This is a genomic window from Spiroplasma sp. ald (genome assembly GCF_044714355.1).
Classification (GTDB): Bacteria; Bacillota_I; Bacilli_A; order Mycoplasmatales; family Mycoplasmataceae; genus Spiroplasma; species Spiroplasma phoeniceum.
In genome coordinates this window covers 1-1,544 of sequence record NZ_RXFY01000153.1, presented here as the reverse complement: position 1 = coordinate 1,544, position 1,544 = coordinate 1, and the positions used below count along the sequence as shown (strand labels likewise).

General features: G+C 24.0%; 2 protein-coding genes. One reads left to right on the top strand and one right to left on the bottom strand.

The annotated features are described in order from the left end of the window. The first annotated feature begins 53 nt into the window (after nt 1–53). Nucleotides 54–575: a lipoprotein gene (locus EHU54_RS05755; protein WP_400249439.1), complete on the top strand. Its 522-nt coding sequence runs from the start codon at nt 54–56 to the stop codon at nt 573–575. A 36-nt stretch (nt 576–611) separates the two neighbouring features. Here the strand turns inward: EHU54_RS05755 and EHU54_RS05750 are convergent. After that, nucleotides 612–1,544, bottom strand: a 933-nt coding sequence (locus tag EHU54_RS05750) for a hypothetical protein (RefSeq protein WP_400249438.1), incomplete at its 5' end; no start/stop codon positions are given.

Below are 1,544 nucleotides of genomic sequence, written 5' to 3'. Positions count from 1 at the left end.
TTATACGGTTTCAATAGATTCACTTAATTGATAATAAAAGAGAAAATAATCAAATGAAAAGATTATTAAGTATTATTGGTGCAATATCATTAGTAGGAGCAAGTACAACCAGTTTAGTTGCTTGTAATACACCACAAGAATATACAACCAAAGAATTAGCAAAATTAAAAGAAGAAAATAAAATTAAAACAAATAACCAAGAAATCAGAGATAATTTAGAATGAATAGCACCACAAGAAAAGCCATTTAATTCTGGGGGAGATTATAAATATTATATAATTATATGAAGAGGTGCAAAAAACGATAATTGAACAATTAAAAAATATAAAAATATAGGTTATAGTAACAATAATACAATAAATGGCATTATTAGTCATACTAAAATTGATAAGTCATATAGTGGTGCATATTTATATAGAAATGAATTTGATTTAGCCACAAATAAAACTATGGAGCATACTACTTGAATTGAAGATAATGGAACTTTTTTTAAATCAGTTTATCGTTGAAATGGTGAAGAACAAAAATTACCCGACTTAATAATTGATAATGATAGTAATGTAAAAATTAAGTAAAAATACAAAAAGAGATTTACATCTCTTTTTTGTTTTTTATCTTGGCTTAAATGTAATTTTAACTGGGTTATCATTTTTATTTCTAATTCCTAAAACATTTGGATTAGAAACATCTATTATTATATCTTTTTCATTACCAAAATAAGGTCAATATCCAGTACCACCTAAAAATCTTAATTCTGGTTTCAATTTTTTTATAAATCTAATTTTTAATTTCATATTATTTGTATAATATGCTTGTAAATATGTTTCTTTAATTTTATCATCAGAAATTTGCAATAAAAATTGAAAAACTCCACTATTATTTTCGGTTCAATAAATACTATGATAATTTCCGCTTGGTAAACCATTGGTAAAAGCAGTGGCAACTGTTTGAATATCATTAGTTATATTATCAGTATATAAAGTTATGGTATTATCAAAATTAATAATAGTATTTTGAGATAATCCATATTTTTTTAATACAGCATTTGATAATAGTCCCAGACTATTATTACAACTATTAGCACCCGCTATAAGATTAACATTTCTATCAGGAATAAAATTTTCTATTTCAGGTGGCCCACATTCAACTTGTAAATTATTAAGATTACTTATTTCTATTGTTTTATAAGAACTAATAAATTTACTAATACTTTGAATTGTTGGGTCAATTTGTTTTAAATCAATTTCTATTTCATAATAACCATCATATAAATTATCTAAAAATAAATTACCACGATTAATACAATGTGGATTTACAATAATTTTTGTTTTTAATGGTTGTAATACATCAGAAGGCATAATATCTTTTGTATAAGGTTGATAGTTATATGGCACTGGTGGTAATACATATTGTGGGTAATTAAAGGTTGGTATTTCATAGTCATGTGGTAATAAGAAACTAGTTTTATAATTAGTTGTCATATCGCGTAAATAATTATTTAAGACACTTTTTGTTTTACCTCTAAAACTTCATACTGATAATCT